This window comes from Pseudomonas sp. JBR1, from assembly GCF_028198185.1.
Classification (GTDB): domain Bacteria; phylum Pseudomonadota; class Gammaproteobacteria; order Pseudomonadales; family Pseudomonadaceae; genus Chryseomonas; species Chryseomonas oryzihabitans_E.
The window spans coordinates 3239566-3257404 of the sequence record NZ_CP116340.1; the positions used below are offsets into that span (position 1 = coordinate 3239566).

General features: G+C 65.3%; 12 protein-coding genes. All 12 read left to right on the top strand.

What is annotated here, in order from left to right; all coding sequences use genetic code 11:
* Positions 1-19 precede the first annotated feature (19 nt).
* The 12 genes from PJ259_RS15000 to pelF all read left to right on the top strand — a co-directional run bounded on the left by PJ259_RS15000 (position 20) and on the right by pelF (position 17839).
* Entirely contained in the window at positions 20-895 is an 876-nt protein-coding gene (locus PJ259_RS15000; protein WP_271653346.1) for a glycosyltransferase family 2 protein, read from the top strand.
* Positions 888-1628, top strand: coding sequence for a WecB/TagA/CpsF family glycosyltransferase (locus PJ259_RS15005; RefSeq protein ID WP_059316601.1), 741 nt, complete (start codon positions 888-890; stop codon positions 1626-1628). Before PJ259_RS15000 ends, PJ259_RS15005 begins: the two co-directional genes overlap by 8 nt.
* Before the next feature lie 83 nt (positions 1629-1711).
* The gene (locus PJ259_RS15010) at positions 1712-2989 is read left to right on the top strand and encodes a hypothetical protein (protein WP_059316602.1); all 1278 of its coding nucleotides are present in this window, start codon (positions 1712-1714) and stop codon (positions 2987-2989) included.
* 55 nt (positions 2990-3044) lie between these two features.
* On the top strand, positions 3045-4316 hold the full coding sequence (locus PJ259_RS15015; protein ID WP_237140548.1) for a flippase: 1272 nt from the start codon (positions 3045-3047) through the stop codon (positions 4314-4316).
* Between the two features lie 30 nt (positions 4317-4346).
* Complete coding sequence (locus tag PJ259_RS15020; RefSeq protein WP_271655875.1) at positions 4347-5381, top strand: glycoside hydrolase family 5 protein; 1035 nt, start codon at positions 4347-4349, stop codon at positions 5379-5381.
* Between the two features lie 284 nt (positions 5382-5665).
* Positions 5666-6778 (top strand): polysaccharide biosynthesis/export family protein, encoded by a 1113-nt coding sequence (locus PJ259_RS15025; protein ID WP_059316604.1) that lies wholly within the window; start codon positions 5666-5668, stop codon positions 6776-6778.
* Positions 6779-7113: 335 nt separating this feature from the next.
* Positions 7114-9864: a bifunctional glycoside hydrolase 114/ polysaccharide deacetylase family protein gene (locus PJ259_RS15030; protein WP_271653347.1), complete on the top strand. Its 2751-nt coding sequence runs from the start codon at positions 7114-7116 to the stop codon at positions 9862-9864.
* Complete coding sequence (locus tag PJ259_RS15035) at positions 9845-13441, top strand: tetratricopeptide repeat protein (RefSeq protein WP_271653348.1); 3597 nt, start codon at positions 9845-9847, stop codon at positions 13439-13441. The genes PJ259_RS15030 and PJ259_RS15035 overlap by 20 nt, the downstream gene beginning before the upstream one ends.
* A gap of 22 nt (positions 13442-13463) precedes the next feature.
* Positions 13464-13979: a hypothetical protein gene (locus tag PJ259_RS15040; RefSeq protein ID WP_059316607.1), complete on the top strand. Its 516-nt coding sequence runs from the start codon at positions 13464-13466 to the stop codon at positions 13977-13979.
* On the top strand, positions 13979-15352 hold the full coding sequence (locus PJ259_RS15045; RefSeq protein ID WP_271653349.1) for a PelD GGDEF domain-containing protein: 1374 nt from the start codon (positions 13979-13981) through the stop codon (positions 15350-15352). The genes PJ259_RS15040 and PJ259_RS15045 overlap by 1 nt, the downstream gene beginning before the upstream one ends.
* Positions 15330-16319, top strand: a complete 990-nt coding sequence (locus tag PJ259_RS15050; protein ID WP_271653350.1) for a tetratricopeptide repeat protein — start codon at positions 15330-15332, stop codon at positions 16317-16319. Before PJ259_RS15045 ends, PJ259_RS15050 begins: the two co-directional genes overlap by 23 nt.
* Positions 16316-17839, top strand: a complete 1524-nt coding sequence (pelF, locus tag PJ259_RS15055) for a GT4 family glycosyltransferase PelF (RefSeq protein WP_271653351.1) — start codon at positions 16316-16318, stop codon at positions 17837-17839. Before PJ259_RS15050 ends, pelF begins: the two co-directional genes overlap by 4 nt.

The following is a 17839-nucleotide window of genomic DNA, read 5'->3' on the forward strand; positions in this document are numbered from 1 at the left end:
GAAGAACAGGAACATGCCAATGAACGTAGTCATGGTGCTTAACTACAAGGCTCCCAACGAAACCATCAGTTGCGTGGAGAGCATCCTCAAGCACTGTCCGTCCATCGATCATGTGGTGGTAGTGGACAATGATTCCCAGGACGTCTCCATCGACGTCCTGCAGCGCTGGCAGGCCGACAATGGCTTGAGCCAGGTCACCGTGCTCGCCAGTCCGCGCAACGACGGCTACGCCGGCGGCAACAACTACGGCATGCGCTGGGCGCTGGACAACCTGCCGGTCAAGCATTTCTGGGTCGTCAACAATGACGCCTACGTCAAGGACGATGCCTTCGCTCCGCTGCTGGCCGAGCTGCAACGTGCACCCAGGACGATCGTCGGCTCGGTGATCCTGAGCTCCCAGACCGGTCGCCTGGAATGCTATGGCGGCGGCATTCTCTATCCACTGCTGGGCAAGTCCAAGCTGCTGGGCAAGGACATCGCCGTCAGCGACATCTCCACGCTGGACCGTGAACCCGACTACATCATGGGGTGCAGCATGGCCTTTTGCGCCAGCCTGCTGACCGAGATCGGGTTCATGGACGAGGCGTACTTCATGTACTCCGAAGAAGTGGACTGGCAGCACCAGGCCAAGCGCAAGGGCGTCGTGCTCAAGGTTTCGCGCACGAGCCATCTTTTCCACTACGGCTCCATGAGCTCGGGCGGACGCAGCGCCTTCTATCACTATTTCCGCAATCGCGCGGCGACCCGGTTCAATCGCAAATTCCACGGCACCTCCTATGCACTGGTGTCCGCGGTGCTGCTGTCCGGCATCACCGTGCTCAAGGAATTCAAGCATCCGAAACTGGCCTGGTCCGGAGTCAAGGGCGCCTTCAAGGGAGCGACGATGCATGTCTAGCCTAAGCACCCAAGCGTTCGGTATCGAGTTCTTCACCGGTACCAAAGACGAGTTGATGAACGCCATCGACCAGGACATCCATCGGCCCTACAGCTACATCGTCACGCCGAACATCGACCATGTCGTGCAGCTGCAGAGCAATGCGGACATGCGCGAGTCCTATCAGCGTGCCGGCAAGCGCATCTGCGACAGCCGCATCCTGATGCCCATCCTCAAGTCGCTGGGCGTCGCCGTGCCCGAGGTCATCACCGGCAGTGACCTCACCCTGAGCATCCTGCGCAAGGCCAACGACGAGCACCTGTCAGTGGTGCTGATCGGTTCGAGCGAGAGTGACGTAGGTAAGCTGCGGCGGATGTATCCGCATATACAGCTGGCGCACTACAACCCGCCGATGGGTTTCATCAACGATCCGCTGGAAACGCAGAAATGCGTCGACTTCGTGATGCGCAACCCCTCCGAGTTCATCCTCTATGCCGTGGGTGCCCCGCGTCAGGAAAAGCTGGCCCGCCAGATCGACAGCAGCAAGCGCACCGGTGTCGGCCTGTGCATCGGGGCCTCCATCCTGTTCGCCGTCGGCACCGTCAAGCGGGCGCCGCGCTGGATGCAGAAGGCCAGGCTAGAGTGGCTGCATCGGCTGTGTTCGGAGCCCAAACGTCTGGCCAAGCGTTACGTGCACGATGCCCTGAGCATCCTGCCCATCTATCTCAAGGAACGCAGCAGTCGACGCACCTGAGAGGCTGCTTCGCAGTTTCTTGGCCGCAAGGAAGATGACCACCGGACCAACTGTCCGGTGGTCCCGTCTGGATGGGTAGGTCTATGAGCATTCTCCGTAAAAGTACCGTTTCCTTCGTTCTCCTGATCCCGTTGCTGATCCTGCATCTGGATGTGTTCGGCGAAAGCCCGCACAACCCGGTCGGCATTCTCTATCTGAACGAGCTGTATCTGGCCATCTGCATGGCCTTCACCTTCTTCTACCTGCTGACCAGCATTGGCACCCAGCAGCGTGAATTCAAGATCCTGATGACCTACGCCGTCTATTCGTCGGTGGTCTTCATCGGGCTGCCGGCGATCTTTTCCTTCCTGTTCTATGGCCAGCCATTGTTCTACGGCCTGATCGAAGAACGGCGGATCCTGTTCAGCTTCGGCTTCGCCACCCTGATGTTTCTGGGGCGCAACATGAGCGCCTCGCAATTCGAGAAAGCCCTGCTGATCACGGCACTGCTGGCCGCCGTCATGGCCTGGATGTTCAAGTTCGGCGTCCTGCCCGACCTGCGTGACAAGCAGTCGTCCTTCGACCGTCCGGATCGCTCCTCCATCGGGGCACCCGCCCTGTGCCTGGCCTATTTCTATTGCATCCAGACCTGGAACAAGGGCATCTCGCCGATCGATGGCTCGCCGCGCAGCAAGACCATCCACATCGTGCTGGCCATGGTCTTCCTGCTGACCCTGGTGTTCGGTACCCAGACCCGGCAGCTGATCGTGCTGGCGCTGTGCTTCACGGTGTTCTGCCTGAAGAGCAAGTCGATCGTCTGGATCTGTGTGTCGGCGTTGCTGCTGTCGCCCTTCTTCATCTTCCCCGACCTGATGAAGGTGCTGGGGCTGAATCTGGACTTCTATGCCCAGTCGGTAGAAGACGGCCCCACCGACGGCGTGCGCGAGCAGACCATCGGCTACATCTTCTCCCACCTCAGCCAGAATCACTGGCTGCCCAGCGGCTCGCTGTCGCTGATGTGGAACAACGGCTTCATCCCCTACTTCGGCGAGTACTTCTTCCTGTCCGACGTGGGCGTGTTCGGCACCCTGTTCCGCTTCGGCTTCCTGGCCTTCATCATCGTCCCGGTCTCGCTGTTCCTCTACTATCGCTGGGCGAAGATGCTGCACCCCGATACCGGCTTCGTGGTGACCGCCACCCTGGCCCAGCTGGTGATCTGGCCGCTGGCCGGCTTCTTCGAGTACCTGCAGGCCACCATCTGCTACCTGATGGTGATCCAGGCCCTGCGCGCGCTGCACCACTACAGCTCCGCTCCCGTCCAGGAGACCTACGTCAGCAGCCCCTACCCGCGCCCGAGCAGCCAGCTGGCCCGCCCGGTCTGATCCCTCGTGCCGCCCGGCGTCTGCCAGGCGGCCCCAAGGAGTTTTCACCCCCACGATGTCGATGATCAAAAACAGCACCTGGAACATCCTGGGTGTCATCATCCCCAGTGCCATCGCGCTGCCCACCATGGGCGTACTGTCGCGCCTGCTCGGCGTCGAGCAGTTCGGTCTCTTCACCCTGGCCTTCGCCATCGTCGGCTATGCGACGCTGTTCGATGCCGGTCTGTCGCGCGCGGTGATTCGTGCCATCGCCATGCACCATGGCGACAAGCCGCTCAACCGGCTGGTCATGGGCACGGCTACCGGTGCCGTCATCGGCCTGAGTCTGCTGGCGACCCTGCTGCTGTGGTTCGGCGCGGGCAAGGTGGTGAGTCTGCTGCACGTCTCGCCCGAGCATTTCGACAACGCCGTCGCCGGCTTTCGCTGGCTGAGCCTGTGCGTGCCGCCCTTCCTGCTGGCCACGGTCTGGTTCGCCTACCTGGAGGGCAACGAGCGCTTCGGCGAATTCAATATCCTGCGGACCTTCTCCAACAGCCTGCTGGCGATCGCGCCGCTGATCGCCGTGCTGATCGAGCCGAGCTTTTCCGCCACGGTGATCGGCCTGGTGCTGGCGCGGGTGGTGTCCATGGCGCTGGCCTACTGGCCGCTGCACAAGGATTTCCCCGAAGGCATCCGCACCTTCAAGGTCGAGGTATTCAAGGAACTGCTGAGATTCGGCAGCTGGATGACGGTGAGCAACATCATCAGTCCGCTGATGGTCTACTTCGACCGCTTCGTGCTCTCGCACATGGTGGGCGCCAGCCGGGTGTCCTTCTACACCGCTCCCGCCGAGGCGGTCTCGCGGATGCTGATCATCCCCAACGCCGTGGCCCGGGTGGTGTTCCCGCTGCTGAGCAAGAGTGGTAGCGATGCCGCCCGCCAGGCCAACAAGGCCTTCTGGGGCCTGCTGCTCATCAGCCTGGCGATGGTGCTGCCGATCCTGCTTCTCGCGCCCTGGATCATGACCGTCTGGATGGGTCCCGAGTATGGCGGCGATGCGGCGCAGATCTTGCGCATCCTCGCGGTGGGCTTCATCTTCAACGCCCTGGCGCAGATTCCCTTCGCCAAGATCCAGGCCCGGGGTCATTCGCGTACCACGGCGATGATCCACCTGGCCGAACTGCTGCCCTATCTGGGCCTGCTGGTGGTCTGCATCCAGCACTTCTCCATCATGGGCGCCGCCATCGCCTGGACGGTGCGGGTGACCGTGGACTACCTGGCCCTGGAATATTTCGCCCGTCGCACCGCGCCCCTGGTGCAGACGCCGGTTTATCAACAGACCCCTTGAATGGATATAGAGGTGCTGTCCGTGTCACGAGTGAAACGTCGTATCGGTCGTGGCCTGCTGGCCACCGCATTACTGTCCGCGGCGCTTTATGGCAAGGCTCAGGCAGAGCCAGCGACAGCCAAGGTGGATCTCATCGGCATCAACATGTCGGCCGCCGGCTTCGCTGGTCAGGTTCTACCTGGCGTGGAAGGTACCAACTACTTCTATCCCACCGAGGATTACTTCCGCCGCTACAGCGCCAAGGGGATCCGCTTCATCCGTTTCCCCTTCCTCTGGGAGCGGGTGCAGCCCCAACTCGGCGGCGAACTGGATCAGGCACAGGTCGCCCTGCTCAAGCGCACTCTGGATTTCGCCGACAAGTACGGCATCCGGGTGATCCTGGACATGCACAACTATGCGCGCTATCGCGGCCAGCTGATCGGTTCGCCGCAGGTGCCCTATAGCAGCTATGCCGACGCCTGGAAGCGCCTGGCCCAGACCTTCCAGAAGCATCCGGCGCTGTACGGCTACGACGTCATGAACGAGCCCCATGATACCCAGGGGCTCTGGCCACGGGCCGCGCAGACGGCGGTGGACAGCATTCGCAGCCTCGACATGCAGACCCCGATCTTCATCGCCGGCGACAGCTGGTCCAGCGCCCAGCGCTGGCCCCAGGTGAACGGCGACCTGCTGATCAAGGATCCGGCGGACAACCTCATCTATGAGGCCCATATCTATTTCGATGAAGATTCCAGCGGCAACTACGCCTCTGGCACCAAGGGCGTCCATCCCATGATCGGGGTGGAAAGGACCCGACCCTTCATCGAGTGGCTGGAACAGCACAATTTGCGCGGTTTCATTGGCGAATATGGGATACCTGCACACCCACAATGGCTCGAAGCCATGGACAATCTGCTGAGCTATCTGGGCGAACAATGCGTACCCAGTGCCTATTGGGCGGCCGGTCCGGGCTGGGGCGATTACCCCCTGGCCATCGAGCCCAAGAACGGTACGGAAAAGCCGCAGACCGCGCTGCTGGAAAAGCACCTGCACAAACATGACTGCCAGGTCATCGGACCTCGGTAGCGGAGAAGCGACAGATTTCGAACCGTGTCACCTTTTTCCGCCTCTGACGTGCTGAACTCGATGGCTAAAGGCCAGTCTCAGACCAGCAGACTCAGGTGCTCGTACAACTACAAGCTGGGACCCGAGCTCACTCGCACACTGGATAGGCCAGCCGCATGGAACCCGGTCCACTGTCGAAGACCGCCAAGTCTCGCGAAGGAACACCATGAATAACCGGCTCGTTGCTTCTACCTTCCGATTTATTCCTCTTGCTCACACTCAATCAGCAATCAAGGACGAATGACATGAAAACCAAATTTACCGCTCTGGCCTTGCTGTCCGGCATCGTCCTGCAGGGTTGTGCCTACTCCCCGGGTCAGTACCTGGACCAGGACGACCTCAAGAGCGATCCAAGCATCCAGGGCACCAAGGTCCAGCTGATCCCGATCACTAGCTCGCTGCTGATGAGCCAGGATTCCGCGGCCCTGTCCAAGGCTCCCGACCTCAAGCCCCTGCTGGACTACAAGCCGCAGGCTTACCGCGTCGGTGCGAGCGACCTGCTCTACATCACCGTCTGGGATCACCCCGAACTGACCGCTCCGTCCGGCGCCCAGCAGCAGCTGGAAGCCAACGGTCGCCTGGTCCGTCCGGATGGCACCCTGTTCTACCCCTACGTCGGCACCGTGCGCGCCGCCGGCAAGACCCTGGAAGAGATCCGCACCGATATCTCCCGCCGTCTGGCCACCTTCATCGACAATCCCCAGATCGACGTCAGCGTGCTGAAGTTCGGCAGCCAGAAGGTCACCGTCTCCGGTGCCGTGAACAAGGGCGATGCCATTCCGCTGACCACCAAGCCCATCACCCTGGTGGAAGCCCTGGGCCAGGTTGGCGTGGCCAACACCGGTGGTGCCGATCTGACCGGCGTGACCCTGGTTCGCGACGGCAAGGAATACCGCCTGGATACCGACAGCCTGAACCGCAAGGATTCCAAGCTGTACGGCATCTACTTGAAGGACGGTGACAGCATCCACCTGCCCTACAACGACGCCCGCAAGGTCTACGTGGTCGGTGAAGTCCGCACGCCGTCTGCGGTCAGCTACAAGATCACCAACCTGAACCTGATGGAAGCCCTGAGCCAGGCCGGTGGCATCCAGCAGGAAACCGCCAACGCCGATGCCGTCTACGTCATCCGTGGCCCGGAAGACCTGAAGGCTCCGGGCGCCACTGCCCAGGTCTTCCACCTGGCGGCCAAGAACCCCACCGCCTACGTGCTGGCGCAGAATTTCCATCTGCAGCCGCAGGACGTGGTCTTCGTCGGCCCGGCCGGTATCACCCGTTGGAACCGCTTCGTCAGCCAACTGCTGGGTTCCACCAACGTCCTCTCCTCCAGCGCCAGCCTGAACAGCAGCTTCAAGTAATAGCGCTCGCTTGCCGTCATGCCGGTTACCGCCGCGCATGACGGCAATTTCTCTGACTTTTCGCTCCACCCCTCTCCTATTCCCGCCTCATACCCTCTTTATTCTTCCCGCCTGAAAACCTCTAGCTAGACGATTTTCCAGGCAGGGCATTACTTATCTCGATACCTATTTATCCCGGTTTTACTGCCACTCAGCTTGGCAGCGACAGTTTTTCGTCACGCTTTTGCGTAATGTAGCTACCCTGATAGCGAAGTCGGCTCGTGTAAGGACTGGGTGTGGCGTCAGGCAAGGCAACAAGGGCGGTGCCCCGCTTCGGTGGGTGGCGCAAGCTGACAATGTGGTTGTTGGGCTATCTGTCCTTCATGGGCACGGCCCTGGCTGCGCCGGCCAGCGTGGCTTTCTGGTACGCGGAAAAACCACCGATCTCCGAACTGGCCCAGTTCGACTGGGTAGTCCTCGAACCCGGGCACGCCGGCGCTGACGATGTCCGCACCCTGCGGGAAGCCGGCGCACAACCCTTCGCCTACCTGTCCATCGGTGAGTTCGCCGGAGACGCCGCCGCGCTGCAAAAGGCTGGCCTCAGTGCCGGCGCCAGTCCGGTGGCCAACAAGGCCTGGGGGAGCCAGGTGATGGATCTGGCCTCTCCGGTCTGGCGGAATCATCTGCTCGGGCGGGCCGCCGAGCTGGCCAAGGCCGGCTATACCGGACTCTTTCTGGATACCCTCGACAGCTTTCAGCTGGTCGCGGAAGACCAGCGGGACGCTCAGCGGCTGGCGTTGAAAAGCCTGCTCGCCGAGCTGCATCGCCGCCAGCCCGCACTCAAGCTGTTCTTCAATCGCGGCTTCGAGGTGCAACCGGAACTGCCAGGCGTTGCCGCGGCCATGGCGGTGGAGTCCATCTATGCAGGCTGGGATGCGGGCAAGAAGGTCTATCGTCCGGTCAGCGCCCAGGATCGCGAGTGGCTCAAGCCGCGAATCGAGGCGGCCCGCAGTGCTGGTATCCCGGTCATCGCCATCGAATACCTGCCGCCGGAGCAGCGCGACGAGGCTCGACAGCTGGCCAAGCGGCTGCGCGACGAAGGGTACGTGCCCTACATCACCACCCCCGATCTCAATACCCTGGGCATCAGCTCGGTCGCCCTGCAGCCACGGCGCCTGGCGCTGTTCTACGACGGTCGCGAAGGCGCCCTGCGGCAATCGGCGGTGCACCGCTTCTTGGGCAGCGCCTTGGAATATCAGGGCTATCGACTGGACTATTTCGACGCCTCCAAGCCACTACCGGCCACCTGGCCCAGTGCCCTCTACGCTGGCGTGGTGGTCTGGATGACCAGTGGCCCGCCGCCCAACTCGCGGGCCTTCAGCGACTGGATCGGCCAGCGCCTGGACGAAAAGACGCCGCTGCTGATTCTTGGTGGATTGCCACTGGACAATGAAGCCCTGCTCAAGCGGCTGGGCCTGGGTGTCAGTCGCAAGCCCCTGCCCGACAACCTGACGCTGAAGGTGGCGGACCCTGCCCTCGCCGGCAACTTCGAGGCGCCGGTCAAGTTGCGGACGCGCGGCCTGCCCGCCGTGCAGACGCTGCCGGGCGGACCGACCCCGGTCGTCACCCTCGCCGGCCAGGGTGAGAGCTTCGTGCCCATGGGCGTGGCCAGCTGGGGCGGTTTCGCCTTTACCCCCTACGTGATGGAAGACGGCCCCGAAGCCAGTCGCTGGATCATCGACCCCTTCGTCTTCACCGCCAAGGCGCTGCAGCTCCCCCCCCTGCCGGTGCCCGACCCGACCACGGAAAACGGCCGCCGGATCGCCACGGTGCATATCGACGGTGACGCCTTCCCGTCCAAGGCCGAAGTACCCGGCGCGCCCTATGCCGGTCAGATCGTGCTGGAGCGGTTCATCCAGCCGCATCCCTTTTTGACCTCGGCGTCGATCATCGAGGGCGAGGTCGGCCCCAAGGGCCGCTACCCGGAGCTGACCGCACAGCTGGAGCCCATCGCCCGTCGACTGTTCGCCGATCCCAAAGTGGAGGTGGCCACCCATACCTTCAGCCACCCGTTCTTCTGGCAACCGGCGGTCTCCGAGCAAAGCGAGAACTTCGAAGCCCAGTACGGCTACATGATGCAGATCCCCGGCTACGACAAGATCGATTTCACCCGGGAGATCGTCGGCTCCACGCGCTACATCAACGAACGGCTGACCACGCCACAGAAGCCGGTGAAGATGGTGTTCTGGTCCGGTGATGCCCAGCCGGACGCCGCCACCCTCAAGCTCGCCTACGACAATGGCCTGCTCAACGTGAACGGCGGCAACTCGCACATCACCCGCGCCCAGCCTTCGGTGAGTGGACTCTATCCCTTCATCCGCCCCACACCGGGCGGCTTGCAGTTCTATGCGCCCATCATCAACGAGAACGTCTACACCAACCTCTGGCGCGGCCCCTATTACGGCTTTCGCGATCTGCTCTATACCTTCGAACGTACCGAACACCCGCGGCGGCTGCGCGGCCTGAACCTCTACTATCACTTCTACTCGGGTACCAAGCAGGCGTCGCTCAAGGTCATGGAAGAGATCTACCAGGGCATGGCCGCCGAGCGACCGCTGTCCCTGTGGATGAGCGATTACCTGCGTCGGCTGCATGGCTTCTATACCGCCAGTCTGGCCCGGGAGGCCGACGGCAGCTGGTCGATCAAGGCCCTCGACGGTCTGCGCACCCTGCGCCTGGATCCGCGCCTGGGCTGGCCGGATCTGCAGCGCTCCCAGGGCATCGCCGGCGTACGCGACCTGCCGCAGGGGCGCTATGTCCATCTGAGCGGCGATCAGGCGCGACTGGTGTTGCGCGACAGTCGCGACCCCACCCCCGCCCTCGAAGAGGCCAACATCCCGCTGCAGCGCTGGGACTACCTGTCGCCGACCCGGATCCGCTTCGCCTTCGCCGGGCAGTTCCCGCTGGAGCTGACGCTACGGGCAGCGTCGGCCTGCGAGGTCCGCGTCGGTCGCGAGCGCTACAAGGGCCAGCCGGGACAGGCCGGCCTCTGGACGTTCAAACTTCCGCTAACACGAGTGAGTGACGGTGAGATCGTCTGCGGCTAAGAAAACCCGACTCCTGAGTGGTTGGACACTGCTGGGGATCGCGCTCATCACCGCGGTGGTGCTGGTGCTGACCTTTCATGGCAAGCAGGTGTTCCTGCCCGGCGAAGAACCGGCGGACCAGGTGTCCATCAGCTACGCCCAGGTGCTGCTCAAGGCGACCCCGGATGACACCGGGCTGCGCATGAAACTGATCGACCAGCTGATCGCCCTGGGTCGCATCGACGAGGCGCGTCGCCAGCTGCAGCTGTTGCCGCAGCCCTTGGCCTCGACGCCCTTCTATGCGCTGGAACTGGACATCCTCCAGGCGGAATCCCAGCCGCAGGGTCTGGGCGAGGCCGATCGCGAGCGCCTGGCGCAACGGCTGAGCGCTCTGGATGTGGCGACCCTGAGCATGCCCCAGCTGCAACGGGTGGCCGAACGCGCCCTGCAGTTGGCCGACCCGGCCACCGCCGCGCAGCGCTACGTCGAACTCGCTCGCCGCGATCCGCCACGCCGCCAACAGTGGCTGGAGCAGGCGGCGCGCTGGAGTCTGGCCGGTGGCCGTCAACAGGAAGCCGCACGGCTCTATCTGCGCCTAGCCGACTTGGCCACGTCGGCCGAGCAGCGCCAGGGCTATCGGCACCAGGCATTCGATGCCTGGCTCGCCGCCGGCCAGGGCGCCGAAGCCGCCGCCCTGCTGGAGCAGGAACTGCCGCGACTGCAACCCGACGCCAGTGGCCTGGCCTGGCTGCAGGCTGGGGTCGCCGCCGCCCAGGGCAGCGGCCGCCTGGACCTGGCCCAGCGGCTCATCGACCGCTGGCGCGAGTGGCAACCGGACGACCCCGCCGCGCTGGAGGCCGCCTATCGACTGGCTCTGGCGCGCGGCGAAACCGAGCGCGCCTGGGAAGAAGGTCAGCAGCTGCTGGCGCTGCGTCCCGACGACGAAGAACTGCTCGCTCAGCTGGCCCAGCTGGGCGAATGGACCGGTCACGTGGACGAAGCCCTCGATCTCTGGTTGCGCCTGCTCGCTCGCCAGGACGACCCGGCCCGGCGCGACCATGCCTGGAAGCTGGCCGCCCGAGCCTTTCGTTTCGATGCCGTGGTCAAGCTGCTGGACGTAGCCTCCCAGGAGCGCCAGCTGGACAAGACCGAACTGGATGCCCTGATCTTCGCCTACGAATCCCTGGGCGATCCCGCGGCCGAGGAACACTGGCTGCGCGGCTACCTAAAACGTCAGCCGAAACAGCGCCTGGCCTGGGAGCGGCTGCAGCAGTTGCTGGCCCGTACCGAACAGGGCGAGGCCGAAGTGGCGGCCTGGGCCGCCTTCGGCAAGCGCTTCCCGCTGACCAATGCGGAGTATCTCGCCTGGGCCGGCACCCTCTGGAAGTTGTTCAAGCCGGAGGAGGCCTGGGCCGTGCTCGAACACCTGCCGGCCAAGCAGCGGCAGGGTGACGACTACTGGCGCCTGCGCGCGGAACTGGCCTGGGAACTGGAGCGCGATAGCGAAGCCCAGCTGGCCTTCGAGCGCCTGGCTGCAGGCAGCAAGGGGCTGGCAGCGACCGACGAGGATCGGCTGCTGGAGATCTACCAGCGTACGGCACCGCGCAAGGCGCTGGCGCTGCTGGAAAAGAGTTGGGAGAAGCACAGGAATCAGGAGCGCCTGACCCAGGCGCTGCAGTGGGCCGAGCAACTCAAGGACATCGCGGCGCTGGAGCGCCTGCTGGCCAGTGCGGCGCGCGAACCGGCTTCCGCCAACAATCCCGCGGTCTGGCTGGCGCGGTCAGGTCTCGACTTCCAGCGCGGCCGGATCAGTCAGGCCGAGGAAGGTTATCGGCAGGCGCTGCAACGTTTCCCGGACGACGACCGATTCCGCGAACGCCTGCTGTGGCTGCTCATCGACCAGAATCGCCAGACCGAGCTGGCGACGTTGCTACGCGACTGGAAGGGTCGAGCCCGTGACAGCGACGTACTCTGGCTGCCCTTCGGCAGTGGCCTGGTGCTGCTGGGCCAGGCAGAGGAAGCCCTCAGCTGGTATCGCCGCTATCTGGACGCCCATCCCCAGGACTGGCTGGTCCAGGCGGCCTATGCCGACGCCCTGGACGCCGCCGGCCACCAAGACGCGGCGTTGCGTCTGCGCAAGGCGGTGACGCCGCACCTCGCCAACGACGAGGTGCCGGCCACTCCCGAGCGCTATGCCACCTACCTGCGGCTGCTGTCCAGCCTGCGTGGCCCCCAGGCGGCCCTGGCCCAGGCGCGCGCCTGGCAGGACGGCTCGCCGAGCATGCTGCAGCTGTGGTTCGACCAGTGGCTCGACGCCCTCAGCCAGAACAACGACGACGGCCTCAAGGGCGAATGGCTGGCCTGGGCCAAGAGCCGTGGCCTGAAGGTCCGTCAGTACGAGCAGCTGCAAGAGGTGCTGCGCCGGCAGAATCGTGGCGAGCTGGAAAAATTGCTGGCGGCGGGTGATCTGGATCCGGCGCAACGCGTCGAGGTGCTGCAGCGTCTCGGCCACGCTGGCGATGCCCAGGCGGCGGCGCTGACGGCCGCCGGCGACGAGCCGCCTGAGGTCATCCAGCGGCAGCTGCTGCGCCAGGCTACCGAACAGGCCGAGCGCACCCCCAATGGGGTCCAGGCCGGCTGGGAACGGCGCGACTATGGCGGTCTCGTCGAACAGGGCTCCGAGGTACGCGCGGCCCGCCGCCTCGCCGATGACGTCTATGCCGATGTCCAGCTCAAGCAGAATCGCCTGGAGGGCAATGGCCTCAAGTCCGACGCCCTGGGCAACGAGCACCAGATGCTGCTCAAGGTGCTGAAAGACCTGTCCGATGGCGGCCTGGAGACCACCGTGGACGCCAGCCAGCGTGCCGACAGCAATCGCCTGGGCGTGGGCGTCGCCCGCACCTGGCGTATCGATGGCAACACCGAGATCGAGGCGGCGCTGGACTGGCACCGGCAACCCGACGAGAGCGGCTATCTGCGCGCCCTGGGCCGGCGCGACAGCGTCAGCCTGGCCGGCCGCCACAACCTCACGCCGCGGGACCAGCTGAGCTGGCGGGCGGCGCACAACCGCTATTCCAGTCGCGATGGCGATGCCCTGGGCAGTGGCTTCGCCTTCAACCTAGAGCTGAGCCATATGATCTTCTTCGAAGGCCCTACCTGGCAGGTGCGGAGCGGCATCACCTACCAGCAAAACAAGGCGCGCAGCACCCTGCCCGCCAGCGTCACCCGCTACCTGCAGCCCCTGGCCGGCAGCGGCGAGAACGGCGAGATCACCGTGGCCGACCTGGAGGCGCTGGGCGGCACCCAGCTGCTGCAGGATCGCTATGGTCAGCTCTATGTCGGCAGCAGCTGGCGGCGCGGTATTCCCGGTTCGCTCAACCGCACCCATCCCCAGTACAGCTGGCTGGTGGATACCCTGGTCGGCTGGCAGTGGACCGAGCGCGAATTCAACTACGGTTTGAATGTCGGCCTGGGCATGGCAGTGCTCGGCGACGACGAACTGGCGTTCACCGCCGGCTACCAGTCCGCGCCCCAAGGCAGTGGCGGTCAGGCCGGCAGCACCCTGGGCATTCAATACAGCAATCGAATCGGCCGCTAGGTCGTTTCAAGGGAGAGACCTCATGAACATCACGCGTCTGCTCGCCGCCAGTGTCGCCACCGTGCTACTGGCCGGCTGCTCGAGCTTTACCCGCCCCAGTGGCGAGGCCCTGCCCAAGGATGCGCGCTGGGGCCTGGTGCCGCTGGCCAACTACGCCCAGGCGCCCATGGCCGGCGATCGCGCGGCACAGATCCTGGTCAGCGTGCTCGGCGAGCGTGGCATCCGCCCGCAGGTCTACGACGACAGTCAGGGTGGCAATCCCACCGATGACGAGAAGGCGCGCCAGCGCGCAGCCCTGGACTGGGCTCGCCAGCAGAATCTGCAATACGTGCTCACTGGCAGCGTGGACGAGTGGCAGTACAAGAACGGCCTGGACGGCGAACCGGCAGTGGGCGTGACCCTCCAGGTGGTCGAGCCGGCCAGCGGCCGGGTGGTCTGGAGCAACAGCGGCGCGCGCTCCGGCTGGTCGCGCGAGAGCCTGGCGGCCACCGCGCAGAAGGTCCTGCGCGGCACCGCGCAAGAGCTGCAGTTGCGCTGATGGCCCTGCAATCCGTCCACAAGGACTACACCCTGGCGCCTCGCGCCAGTGGCCGCCTGTCCTGGCTGGAAACCCTGCTGGTCACGGCGGCCGCCCTGGGCCTGGGCTTCTGGCTGGTGCCGGAAGACCCCTTGATGGTCGGCCTGGCCTTTCCCTGGGTGGTGTTCGCGCCCATCCTCATGGGGGTGCGCTATGGCTTCATGCGCGGCCTGGTGAGTGCCAGCCTCCTGGTGGTGGCGCTGCTCTACCTGCACCGCCAGGGCTATCCGGCCTACGAAGAGATTCCACCGTCCTTTATCGTCGGCGTGCTGCTCAGTGCCATGCTGGTAGGCGAATTCCGCGATCTCTGGGACCGCCGCCTGGAGCGCCTGGACCTGGCCAACGACTATCGCCAGCTGCGCCTGGACGAATTCACCCGCGCCCACCACCTCTTACGCATCTCCCATGATCGCCTGGAGCAACGCGTCGCCGGCAACGACCTCAGCCTGCGCAGCTCCCTGCTGGACCTGCGTCGCCAGCTGCGCGAGGTGCCGCGCGAGCAGGATGCGCTGCAGGCCCTGGCCGAGCCCATCGTCGGCCTGCTGGCCCAGTACGGTTCGTTGCGGGTAGCCGGGCTCTATCGGGTCGACGGCAACGGCCGAGTGGATCGCCGCGCCCTCGCCAGCCAGGGCGAGATGCCCGGCATCGATCCCGACGACCTGCTGGTGCGCCTGACCCTGGAGCGCGGCGAGACCCTGAGCATCCGCCAGGCGCTGCTGGAACGCGGCGAGACCCAGCATTCGGCGCTGCAGGCCTGCGTGCCGCTGCTGGATACCGAGGAGCGGCTGCTGGCGGTGCTGGCCATCGAGCAGATGCCGTTCTTTTCCTTCAACGAGCGCACCCTCAATCTGCTGACCATCCTCGCCGGTCACATCGCCGACCTGCTGGGCAGCGATCCCCAGGCGCTGGCCCTGGCCGACGATGACGCCCAGCAGTTCTCCCAGCACCTCAAGCGCTCGCTGCGCGATGCCCAGCAGCACGCCCTGCCCGCCTGCCTGTTCTGCTTCGAGATGACCGAGGCCGACGGTGGCGAGCGTGCCCTGGCGCTGCTGGAAGGCAGCCGCCGCGGCCTCGACCTGCAGCTGCGCCTGACCAACCAGGCTGGCCACCCCTGCCTGCTGGTGCTCCTGCCGCTGACCTCCTCCGATGGCCTGGAAGGCTATCGCCGCCGCCTGCGCCAGCTGCTGGCCGAGCGCCATGGTCAGGACAGCACCCTGGAAAGCCTGGGCGTGCGCAGCCATGAACACGAGCTGCTGCCCAAGACCCGCGCCCAGGAGTTGCGCGTCTTCCTGTTCAACGAGTGTGGTCTGCATGAACAGCAAGTGGCTGTTTAGCGGCGCCTTCGCCTTCGAGGCCAGCAGCTGGGCGCTGCTGTTCGCCAACCTGCCGGTGGCGGCGGCCGCCCTGGCCTTCGCCACCGCCCATGCCGCCGGCAGCGCCCTGCTGGCAGGCGGCGCCTGGCTGCTGCTGCCCAAGCGCTACCAGCGACCGCTGCCCTGGAGTCCGCTGTTTCTCTTCGCCCTGGCCTTCTTCATTCCGCTGCTGGGCGCGGCCGGGGTGATCGCCGCGGTCTTCCCGGCGCTCTATCTGCCGCGCAAGCATCGCGAGATCGCCTGGGAGGCGCGCAGCGTGCCCAATCTGCCGTTCCGCCCGCTGGAGCGACGCGAGGAGATGCTGTTCAGCGACGGCGGTCTGCAGGACGTCCTGCGTCATGCGCCCAGTACCGACAAACGCCTCACCGCCCTCTTCGCCACCCGCCGCATGCCCGGACGCGATGCCATCCCCATTCTCAAGCTGGCCCTGCGCGATCCAGCCGACGACGTGCGGCTGCTCGCCTATTCGATGCTCGACCAGCAGGAAAGCCAGATCAACCAGCGCATCGAGACCCAACTCGGCGAACTGGCCACGACCCCCGCCGAGCGCCAGCCGGCGCTGCACGGCACCCTTGCCCGTGGCTACTGGGAGCTGGCCTATCTGGGCCTGGCCCAGGGCAGCGTCCTGCGCCACGTGCTGGGTCAGGCGCGCGAGCACATCGAGCTGGCCCTGGCCGGTGAAGAAAACGAAGAACTGCGCATCCTGGCCGGCCGCATCGCCCTGGAGCAGGGCGAGCCCGAGCGCGCCCTGGAATTCTTCCAGGCGGCCGAGGCGGCTGGGGTACCGACCGCCCAGCTAGCGCCCTTCCGCGCCGAAATCGCCTTTTTGCGCCGCGATTACGCGGTCATCCCGGCGCTGCTCGACAGCCTGCCGGCAGATCTGAAGAAGCGGCCGCCGTTCGCCGCGCTGGTGAAGTACTGGTTATGAAAGACGCCCCCGCCGCGACCGTCACGCCCGATGTCTGCCTGCTGCTGGAGGGCACCTGGCCCTATGTCCGCGGCGGGGTGTCGAGCTGGGTCAACCAGTTGATCCTTGGCCTGCCGGAGCTGACCTTCTCGGTGTTCTTCATCGGCGGCCAGCGCGAGAACTACGAGAAGCGCCACTACGCCATTCCGCCCAACGTGGTGCATATCGAGGAGCACTTCCTGGCCGGCTCCTGGGTGCCCAAGGGCGCGCCCATCAGCCCGCGGCGCCAGGCGCCGGTGCAACTGCTGCGCGATCTGCACGCCTTCCTGCACCACCCCGACGAGCCCAGCGCCGCCCAGGGCGATGCCCTGGTGGACGCCTTCGCCCAGGGCAGCGTGACCCTGGACGACTTCATGTACAGCCGCGCCAGCTGGGAAGCCATCACCGAGGGCTACGAACGCTATTGCACCGACCCCTCCTTCGTCGACTACCTCTGGACCCTGCGCGCCATGCAGGCGCCCCTGCTGATGCTGGCCGAAGCCGCGCGCCGCCTGCCCCGGCCACGGATGATCCACTCCATTTCCACCGGCTATGCCGGCATGCTCGGCGCCATCCTGCAACGCCGCTGGGGCTGCAACTTCCTGCTCAGCGAACACGGCATCTACACCAAGGAGCGCAAGATCGACCTGGCCCAGGCCAAGTGGATCGCCGAAGGGCCGGACGAAGCCCTGCGCACCGGGCTGGACGTGGATGTCAGCTACATCCGCCGACTGTGGATCCGTTTCTTCGAGCGTATCGGCCTGCTCACCTACAAGGCGGCCGATCCGATCATCTCGCTCTACGACGGCAACCGCCGCCGGCAGATCCAGGACGGCGCCGATCCCACGCGCTGCCGGGTGATCCCCAATGGCATCAGCCTCACCCAATGGCAGGACGCCCTGGAGCGGCGCCCCGAGGGCGTACCGCCGGTGGTCGGGCTGCTGGGCCGGGTGGTGCCTATCAAGGACGTCAAGACCTTCATCCGCGCCATGCGCGGGGTGATCAGTGCCATGCCCGAGGCCGAGGCCTGGGTGGTCGGCCCGGAAGACGAAGACGAGGAATACGCCGCCGAATGCCACAGCCTGGTCACCAGCCTGGGCCTGGAGGGCAAGGTGAAATTCCTCGGCTTCCAGAAGATCGGCGACATCCTGCCCAAGCTCGGCCTCATGGTGCTGACCTCCATCAGCGAGGCCCAGCCACTGGTGATCCTCGAAGGCTGGGCGGCTGGCGTGCCGGTGGTGAGCAGCGACGTGGGTTCCTGCCGTGAGCTGATCGAAGGCTCGATTCCCGAGGACCGGGCCCTGGGCACCGGTGGCAGCGTGGTCGCCATCGCCGATCCCCAGGCCACCGCCCGTGCCATCCTCGCCCTGCTGCGTAACCCCGGTCGCTGGCAGGCTGCCCAGCGCACGGGCCTGGCCCGGGTCAATCGCTACTACACCGAGCCGCTGATGCTGGAACGCTATCGCGAGCTCTACCAGGACGCCATCGGGAGGAGCCTCTGA

Bases quoted from the DNA above. Each gene is read 5' to 3' on its own strand.
- PJ259_RS15000 (WP_271653346.1), top strand. From the start codon at position 20: ATGAACGTAGTCATGGTGCTTAACTACAAGGCTCCCAACGAAACCATC.
- PJ259_RS15005 (WP_059316601.1), top strand. From the start codon at position 888: ATGTCTAGCCTAAGCACCCAAGCGTTCGGTATCGAGTTCTTCACCGGT.
- PJ259_RS15010 (WP_059316602.1), top strand. From the start codon at position 1,712: ATGAGCATTCTCCGTAAAAGTACCGTTTCCTTCGTTCTCCTGATCCCG.
- PJ259_RS15015 (WP_237140548.1), top strand. From the start codon at position 3,045: ATGTCGATGATCAAAAACAGCACCTGGAACATCCTGGGTGTCATCATC.
- PJ259_RS15025 (WP_059316604.1), top strand. From the start codon at position 5,666: ATGAAAACCAAATTTACCGCTCTGGCCTTGCTGTCCGGCATCGTCCTG.
- PJ259_RS15030 (WP_271653347.1), top strand. From the start codon at position 7,114: ATGTGGTTGTTGGGCTATCTGTCCTTCATGGGCACGGCCCTGGCTGCG.
- PJ259_RS15040 (WP_059316607.1), top strand. From the start codon at position 13,464: ATGAACATCACGCGTCTGCTCGCCGCCAGTGTCGCCACCGTGCTACTG.
- PJ259_RS15045 (WP_271653349.1), top strand. From the start codon at position 13,979: ATGGCCCTGCAATCCGTCCACAAGGACTACACCCTGGCGCCTCGCGCC.
- PJ259_RS15050 (WP_271653350.1), top strand. From the start codon at position 15,330: ATGAACAGCAAGTGGCTGTTTAGCGGCGCCTTCGCCTTCGAGGCCAGC.
- pelF (WP_271653351.1), top strand. From the start codon at position 16,316: ATGAAAGACGCCCCCGCCGCGACCGTCACGCCCGATGTCTGCCTGCTG.